Consider the following 6967-nt stretch of genomic DNA (forward strand, 5'->3'; position numbering starts at 1 on the left):
CTGTCGTCTGTTACTGCGGAAGAAGGCGAACAAAATCCCCTTCCTCAACCAAAAGTGCATCCGCAACGTCTGGTGCGATCATGACGCTTTGTGTTTCAGGGTCATACGCCGCTTTGGTGACTGCTGCGCGGAAGTTTTCGAACGATGAGTTGCACATCAAGAAGTCTTGCGTACTGCTATGTTGTGCAATTTTCACTTGCGCACGGAACGAGTGACGTACCGATTCAATATTGCGTAAGTCACATTCAACGGTTGGACCCGCATCGAAAATATCCACGTAGCCACGGTTAGTGAAGCCTTCACGCTCAAGCAGCTTTAATGCTGGGCGAGTATTGTCATGCACTTGACCAATCACGGCTTGCGCTTCTGGACTCAACAGGTTGATGTAAATAGGCAGCTTCGGCATTAAGTCAGCAATAAAGCCTTTCTTGCCGATACCTGTGAGGTAATCCGCAAGCGTGAAATCGATGGAGAAGAAATGCTCTTGTAACCATTGCCAGAACGGCGAGTTGCCTTCGTCGTCTGAAACACCACGCATCTCCGCAAAGATCGTTTCAGAGAAACGCTCTGGGTGCTCAGCCATCATGAGGAAACGACACTTCGACATTAGACGACCATTCAGACCTTGGCGGAATTTCTCACGCAAGAACAAGGTACAAATTTCGCTGTTACCCGTGTAGTTATTACCAAAAGTAAGCAGTTTGACGACATTATTGACGCCAAGCTTTGGTGACGAGTGCACCACTTTACTAATGTGATACGAGTAAAATGGGACATCCCAGCCGATAGATGCTTCGATTCCGGTGGTACCCGCAACCTCACCCGTTTCAGAGTCAAAGCCGACCATCAGGTAGCCTTCATCACCTGGTTCTGCCACATCTGGCTTACCAAAGCTGTACTCTGAGTGTTTGATTCGATTGGTTAACAGTTCTTCGTTAACCGGTAGAGATGTAAATCCGTGACCAGACTCCACCGCACAAGTGTGCAGCGCGTCATAATCCGACATCGCGATAGGGCGAACTACTAGCATCAATACTCCCTCCAGATGCAAGAAGATCCTAACTATATTGTAGGAACAATTCCCCCATCAGAGATCCTTGACGGGGGGTCTGCGTTGACGTTGAAACTGATATCGCGCTTAAACTAAAGTCGCGATCGCTTTATCCAGTTTCGCCAAGCCTTCTTCAATTTCTTGTTGTGTGATAACGAGTGATGGTGTGAAACGTACGACATTGGCACCCGCAACCAATACCATTAGACCTTGTTTGCCTGCAGCGACGAGAACATCACGTGCGCGGCCTTGCCATTCTTCATTCAGTGCAGCGCCAAGCAATAGGCCTTGACCGCGCACTTCTGAGAAGATGTTGTACTTAGCATTGATCTTCTCTAGACCTTCGCGGAACATCGCTTCGCGTTCTAGCACACCAGCCAACACTTCAGGCTTAGTAACTTCGTTCACAACTGCTTCTGCTACAGCACACGCGAGTGGGTTACCGCCGTATGTTGAACCGTGCGTACCGACTTTCATGTGCTCTGCTAATTTTGCAGTAGTCAGCATTGCACCGATTGGGAAACCGCCACCGAGTGATTTCGCGGTGCTTAGAATATCAGGTGTAATACCTAAACCTTGGTAAGCGTAGAAGTTACCTGTACGACCATTACCGGTTTGCACTTCATCGAAGATCAGTAGCGCGTTGTGTTTGTCACACAGCTCACGTACTGCTTGAGCAAACTCAGGCGTTGGTGGCACGATACCGCCTTCACCTTGTAGCGGCTCCATCATCACCGCACATGTGCGATCAGACATGTGTGCCTGTAGTGCTTCGATATCATTGTAAGGTAAGTGGGTAACGTCACCAGGCTTAGGACCAAAACCGTCAGAGTAAGCCGCTTGACCACCAACCGTTACGGTGAAGAACGTACGACCGTGGAAACCTTGTTTGAATGCAATGATTTCTGATTTCTCAGCGCCATGTACGTCAGCAGCGTAACGACGTGCCAGCTTAAGTGCCGCTTCGTTCGCTTCTGCGCCAGAGTTAGCAAAGAATACGCGCTCAGCAAAGCTCACTTCTGTTAGCTTTTTCGCCAGACGAAGTGCTGGTTCGTTCGTCATCACGTTACTTAAGTGCCACAGCTTGTTAGCTTGCTCTGTTAATGCGTTTACCATTACTGGATGACAATGGCCAAGACAGCTCACTGCAATACCACCAGCAAAGTCGATGTATTCATTACCTTCCTGATCCCAAACACGTGAACCTTCACCTTTAACAGGGATCATTTCCATCGGGTTATAGCAAGGTACCATTACCTCATCGAATAAACCGCGCTCTACTTTAATTTCCGTTGTCATTGCACATTCCTTCTTGATACCGCATGCGTAGCAGATAAGCGAATTTAACCGGCTCTCTTTGCCAGCAAATAATGTTTTGCATTTAAGCTATTGCGGCATTGTATTTACATTTAATTAACCATTTCAATAGTGATTTATTCTTTTCGTTCTCGAAAGCAACTTCCATTAATCACTGCTTATGACTATTTATGCATCAAGAAAGTAAAATAGAGAAGCGATTTTTTATAAATGTTATGTAATACAGGGGATAGAAAGTTTAAAAAGACATGAATAGACAAAGAGGCCAGAATGAACCGCATAGTTTTGCAATCCACTCACCTCAGCAAAAAGATGAATGATTTGTTAAGAAAAGTGATCGCGATCAGATCGCTTTACGTGCTAAAAAGTTCGCGAGCAACTCGTGACCTTGCTCTGTTTTGATCGATTCTGGGTGAAACTGCACTGCATTAATTGGCAGGGTTTTATGTTGGTAACCCATGATTTCGTCCATACTTCCATCCGGCAGCTCAGTCCATGCGGTCAGTTCAAACACATCGGGTAACGTACCGTTTTTCACCACGAGAGAGTGATAACGGGTTACCGTGAGTGGGTTATTCAGGTTTTTAAACACACTGCGACCATTGTGACGAATAGGTGACGTTTTCCCATGCATCACTTGTCGAGCGCGCACGACTTCCCCACCAAACGCTTGCGCTATCGCTTGATGACCAAGGCAAACACCCAATATTGGAAGCTTACCAGCGAAGTATTCTATAGCTTGTAGAGAGATACCTGCCTCGTTTGGCGTACACGGTCCAGGTGAGATCACCAAGTGAGTTGGGTTCAACGCTTCAATCCCTTGAATGTCGATTTCATCGTTACGCACGACTTTTACGTCTGCACCAAGCTCGCAAAAGTATTGGTAGAGGTTGTAAGTGAAAGAATCGTAGTTATCGATGATCAACAACATAGAGTGTCAGCTGCTCCAATCCGTTTAGGCAAGACTTAAGAGATGATTGTCTGGTTTGCGACAATTAAGGGCGGTATTTTGCAACACCAAACTAGAAAGGCAAGTCTTTGTGCAATAAAAAGGCCAGCATCGGCTGGCCTTTGGTCTTTACAGCTGTATTTTAGGAGATAAAGGCTTAGTTGCGGCGACGTAGTAAGCCAAGTCCAAGCATCGCGAGTAGCGCGCCAAAACCAAACGAACCACCATCTGAGTCCTTCGAACCTTCTGCACCCGTTTCAGTTTGCGTCATTGAGACATCACGAACAGAGCTAAACTTAACGACGTTGCCTGTCGAGTCTGTCACTTTCTCTTCTAACTGGTAATTACCTTGTTCTGGCGCTTGTTCAAACTCAATATTCACGCTGCGTGCGTCAATGTCAGTTTGAGTCAAGGTTTGGCTAGCCGAGTAAACTTTTGCATCACTGCTTGTCGCGGCCGCTTGTGTGGATGCTGTTAAGTTCACTGTCACAATATCGCCCGCAACCGCAGTTGGTGGTAGACGTACATCAATAGCTAAGTTTTCACCCGTTTTCGGTAAATCGATATCATCATCTGGCAAATCAATAGCAATAATCACTGGATCATGATCAGACGCTGAGAACGCATCTTTGTACTTCGGCATGTCACCCGTGTATTTGCTGCTGTATTCAAACAAGTTACTTTCTAGTGAGTTGATGTGCCAATCTTCAATCGCCACCACTTTTTGCGCTAAACTGCTGCTTGCCAATGCATGGTCCAAGTTCCCCAACTCACCTGAATAGGTGTACGAGAACGTATCAGCGCCATGCAGCAAGGTGTTTAAATTGTGCAGACCGTAGCCTTTTTCAATCTTGGTTTTCTCTACTTGAAGCTCACCGCCATCAATGGTTGTGTAAGCGGCAGTGTAGATATCACGGCCGTATTTCTCTTGTGAGTAATCAGTGAGGGTAAGTAACGGATCTTCTTTGCCGTAAGCGTTCAAATCGCCCATGACGAGCACATCGCCATCAATATCTTTCAGCGCTTCACCAACGACTTTCGCTGCAGAGACACGGAAGTTGTTGCAGTTACCTTGCAGATCCGCGGGTTCTGAGTCTTCTACACCAGCAATCCACTCTTCAATACATTCAGAGCCTTTCGATTTAAAGTGGTTCACGACCACTGAAAGATCTTCGCCAGTCTCTTTCACTGTGAAGGTCTGTAATAAGCTATGGCGTTGGTACTTGTCGTAAGCAGGGTTACTTTCTGTGCCCTCTTTACGAGTAATGGTGTTCTCAGCAATGTGTTGCTCTGGCGTCACAATGACTTTTGCTGCTTCTTTTGGTGTTACTGCGTTAGCACGATATAAGATCGCAACCATGATCGCATCACTGCCAAAGTATTCCTCTTGGTATTTGTCTTGCTCTTCGATTTCGACATACGTGTAATGATCTTCCACGTCATCAATCTCAGCGTTTAAAGCATCAACCAAGTTTTGGATAGCACTACCATCACCAAAGCCGTTGTTTTCCACTTCCATCAGGCCAATGATGTCCGCGTCCATCTTATTCATCGCTGAAACGATTTTCGCTTGCTGGATCAAGAACTCATCAAGGTTTGTCGCGCCACGATTTTGCCCGGTTGGGTTGTCGTGCCCGCTGTCAGCAACCGAAGTGAAGTAGTTAAGAACGTTAAAGCTCGCCACTCGTAAATCAGAATCGGCTATGGCTGGCGCCGCTTTACGCGCAACGTCAAAGTCATCACCTGACGTGACAAAGTTGCTGCTATCAACTTCATTGGTCGCAATTAGGCGGTACTCGTTGTAGCTGTAAGCCACGACACCTTGCAGGCCTTCGACACGAGAGCCTAGGCGAATGTGCTGCTCTGAAGAGCCATTTTGGTCAAGATCTTGTGCAAACGTTGGGAAATATGGGATTTGTCCATTTGGCGCTTTGCTATCCGATTCCAAGTAAATACGGTTGGCCGCATTCTCTTTGGCAAGGGCAACCGCAGCGTCACTCTCTGCTGCATGCAATTGAGTCGGCTTAAACAACGGTGCTTCATGAGACAACATCATGTTGTTGCGTCGAGAGTCATAATCGTAAGAAAAGTTACGAGTAACGAAAAGTTCGCTAGCCGAGCTGAGCTCAACTTGCATACCTTCATGACGCTCTAGTGCATCACGTAGTGTTTCCCCTTCCTTAATCGTTAACGGAGTAACCAAAGAGGCGTTTGATGTGCCTGTTTTTACATAACTGTTAGCATCAGAAGAAAGCTGAGTGTTGCTGTAGTACTCTTGTACTTTCCCTTTCACACAAACAACATCACCAGCTTTCAGCTCTGTATCGGCAACATCGGTGTGAATAAACAAACCTTCAGATGTCTTGTCGTTGCCATCATTCTCAAGTGCTTGCAGGTAGAAGCCTTTAGTTAAGCCTGTTGTTACAGCACTGACCACACCAGTTACGAAGTGATCTTCGGTCGTGATGTAAGGGTAGCCATCAATAAATGGAGAAGAAGCACCTTCACCTTGAATCTCTTGGATGGTGGTAAAGGCTGGTTCTTGTCCATCTACTTCACAAGCAAATGGCGCAGGTGGCTCAGTTGTATTTAATTCCCCTAAACCATCAATATTATCTTTAGGTAAGGCTGTCCACTGAGTGGATTGGTAGGTAGTTGAAGGTGTAAGCGCATCACTGTTACGAACTAACGTGGTGTCTTTAGCGAAATCCACGTCCCCCATCACACCTAATATATCGTGCACTTCCCCATCTTTAAGAAGTGCCAACGGATCGTCGCCGTTAAAGTTCGCTACATTTTTATCAGTGTAATCCGCAACCGCCTTTATTGCTTCGCTCGCATCGCCATGAGCAAGCACATACACTTGCTTCGCTTGTAACGTTACGTCACTAAGATCAAGAGTGCTGCCCCACGAGCCGCCACCATTCGAAGATTTTGCTAATTCATAGCCTGTGAGTGTCACCTCAGTATCACCTGTATTGGCGATCTCGACCGCTTTATTATAAGCGCCGCCTTCCACATACTGGGAAATAATAATCTCTGCGTTCGCGTTTGCGCTAAGTGCACTGGCGATGGTTAGTGCGAGTATTGAGGGTTTGATTAACGTGTCCATTGTCATACCTGATATTTATGTAAATGCAAACTTAGCTCTGTTCAGAGCCTACCATTTGCGTCTACTATCAGGTTTATTTATGAAATAAATAAGAATGAACAATTAAAGCCGTGAAATGAATCACATGTGAATGTAAGAAAATATGCCAGAACATCCCATTCAAACATTTTTTGTAATAAATACAGAGCGCTATTGATAAAAAAATCAAAATTTAGATTAATTACTCAGTTTATTTTTTCACTTCATGTTAAGGAGTAGAAAATACATCGCTCTTGAAGTGGCTTATTAACCAAGCTCACTTTGTTATAAATGAAAATATAATTAATCACTAATTTAGAAAGCTTTGATTTTCATTTTTATAGCCATGTCTAAACTTAAGTCACCTATTATTCGCTCGGCTTTTTCTTACGCATGACCCCCAGGGCAAGATCATGAAAATCCTTTATGGCATAAGGGGTGACGTGAAGTGATGTTTCCACTAATTTGTACATTTAAATCACAATAATTTCAATACATTCAAGATCGATTTGATGATCAG

Annotated in this window: 4 protein-coding genes; all 4 read right to left on the bottom strand. The window is 45.3% G+C overall.

Annotation, left to right across the window (positions count from 1 at the left end; translation table 11 throughout):
- Positions 1-10: 10 nt before the first annotated feature.
- On the bottom strand, positions 11-1030 hold the full coding sequence (gene astA, locus NL643_RS22205) for an arginine N-succinyltransferase (RefSeq protein WP_085344615.1): 1020 nt from the start codon (positions 1028-1030) through the stop codon (positions 11-13).
- A gap of 108 nt (positions 1031-1138) precedes the next feature.
- Complete coding sequence (locus NL643_RS22210; RefSeq protein ID WP_005397689.1) at positions 1139-2350, bottom strand: aspartate aminotransferase family protein; 1212 nt, start codon at positions 2348-2350, stop codon at positions 1139-1141.
- 361 nt (positions 2351-2711) lie between these two features.
- Positions 2712-3299: an aminodeoxychorismate/anthranilate synthase component II gene (locus tag NL643_RS22215; RefSeq protein WP_253645199.1), complete on the bottom strand. Its 588-nt coding sequence runs from the start codon at positions 3297-3299 to the stop codon at positions 2712-2714.
- A 175-nt stretch (positions 3300-3474) separates the two neighbouring features.
- Positions 3475-6429: an ExeM/NucH family extracellular endonuclease gene (locus tag NL643_RS22220; protein WP_253645200.1), complete on the bottom strand. Its 2955-nt coding sequence runs from the start codon at positions 6427-6429 to the stop codon at positions 3475-3477.
- Between the last annotated feature and the right edge of the window lie 538 nt (positions 6430-6967).

Origin of the sequence: Vibrio sp. Y42_MX_L11, assembly GCF_024181785.1 — a bacterium.
Taxonomy (GTDB): Bacteria; Pseudomonadota; Gammaproteobacteria; order Enterobacterales; family Vibrionaceae; genus Vibrio; species Vibrio diabolicus.